This is a genomic window from Anaerobiospirillum succiniciproducens DSM 6400 (assembly GCF_000482845.1).
Classification (GTDB): Bacteria; Pseudomonadota; Gammaproteobacteria; order Enterobacterales; family Succinivibrionaceae; genus Anaerobiospirillum; species Anaerobiospirillum succiniciproducens.
In genome coordinates, this window is the sequence record NZ_AXWV01000138.1 from 1 (window position 1) to 1896 (window position 1896).

The window sequence follows — 1896 nt, forward strand, 5'->3', positions numbered from 1 at the left end:
AAGCATCAGGTTTATGAAGCTTTAGCCCTTAATAATTGTGTAAGATATGTTGTGTTTATATATAAGATATTGTACGATATTTAGAAAAATTCAGGGTAATAGCCTTAATTGACCATTGGTATCGCAGGTAAATAGCTCCTTATATTTATTGATTAAAGCGGCTGCTTTAACATTATGATCGCTCTCGATAAAATCGAAGGTCACTGTTTTTAGAACGGCGATGTTTGCTAAATATATGAGGATAAACTCTTCTAGGCCAATACAGAAAAATTTGCAGCTTATAGCCCAGTTGTAAACATGTACATTTTCATCGCTTATGCTCAAGGTTAAAGCTGAAGCAACACCAATGCTCTCACCATCGCCTCTAAATAATTCAAAATATACTGATTTATTTGAGTCATCGAAGTTCAGGCTATTATTGAATTTAAATTGACCTGCACTACGATAAAGACGGGCTGCCTCTTTATGCTCATCATCATCATGAATAAGCACCTGGTAGTTAACAAGATTGCAGATCTCACGATCTTGTTTGATTTGTTTCATGATGCGTTTGCGATTGCGTGAGGTACAAGAGAGCTCAAATCGATCAAAGATACAGCTTGCTTCAATTAGCGTAGTAATCTCGTTAATAGAACGCCACTCTGGTACAAAAACATCAGGCAGCTCATGACTGACAATATCGCGGTTAATCTGATTATCGTCAATGAATACACAAGCATTGGTCATGATTGATAACTCATTGGCTACATCTTTGATATTTATGCTTTTATCAGAATAATTAGCCACGATACAGTCAATTTGATCTTTAATCGGAAACTCACACACTTTCAGCTTAGCAAGCGCATTTTTAATTTCTTTTTCGTCGTTACGCGAGCAAATAGCTACGAATAATCCGTGCTCTATAGCCATTGCTCGAACAAAACACATGAAATTTATAAAAGGCGCTCCTTCAGGAGATCTAAGCCTATTCCTTATAGACTCAAGCCCATCTTCTGAGATAGTTCCAGGCCATAAGGTATCATCTAAATCAAGGATTAAAGCCTTATAAATAATCTTATGCTTGCTAATTATCTTAGAGATTATTTTCATAATCAGGATTGCCATCAATGAAATCCCTGTCTCTGAAGATAATCTAGTAAGCGAAACTAAGTTATCAAGCGAATATACAAAAGACTGTCTTTCTTCAGATTCGCAATTGATGCAGCAAACCTCAATATCGCTAAGCAGCGAGTATTCTCCAGATAACGAAATGAAGAAACCATAATGCTCTAAAGCGTCTAACAAGTCATAAGCTATGTCATATTCAGAGTCAATAAAGCCAGCGATACCGGTTATCTCAACTATGAATCCGCTTGATATAAACTTGCGAAACGCGAAAATATACTTATCTAAAAATATAGACAAATATTGATTATTTACACTTATGTTGTTTGGTTCGCACTGCAGCATAAATATCTTGAGCTCCAGGGACAGCAAGACTAGCCACTCAAATTTAGTGCCCTGATCAGCAAGACTTATCGTCTAAGTTAGATTGCTTTAACCATGCTGATCAAAGACTACCTACAATTGCACTTTATAGGACTTGTTAAACTTGCCTGTTTGGCAAGGATTTATGATAGTAATGTCTAAATGAGCTCTACTGTTGATTGCTCATAGTCATAGTTTCTACCTATATTACTCTTAGACAAAAGCCATAACAATCTACAATCAATACATTTGATGTATCAACAGCAATCATTTACGTATATATTCTGAGCCAGACACGTGTATCTATTGCCCTTAATTAGGCCATTTACTATTACGTAAATTTCCTCTAAAACGGTAACAAGTGCCTCATTATTTTAAGAAATATTCAATTTAAGCTGATGCTTTTCCTGCAGAGAGCATAAGCAGCAA

At 35.9% G+C, this 1896-nt stretch carries 1 protein-coding gene; it reads right to left on the minus strand.

All coding sequences use genetic code 11. The annotated features are described in order from the left end of the window. Nucleotides 1-90: 90 nt before the first annotated feature. Entirely contained in the window at nt 91-1449 is a 1359-nt protein-coding gene (locus tag H524_RS0111860) for an HAD-IIIC family phosphatase (RefSeq protein ID WP_027940343.1), read from the minus strand. Between the last annotated feature and the right edge of the window lie 447 nt (nt 1450-1896).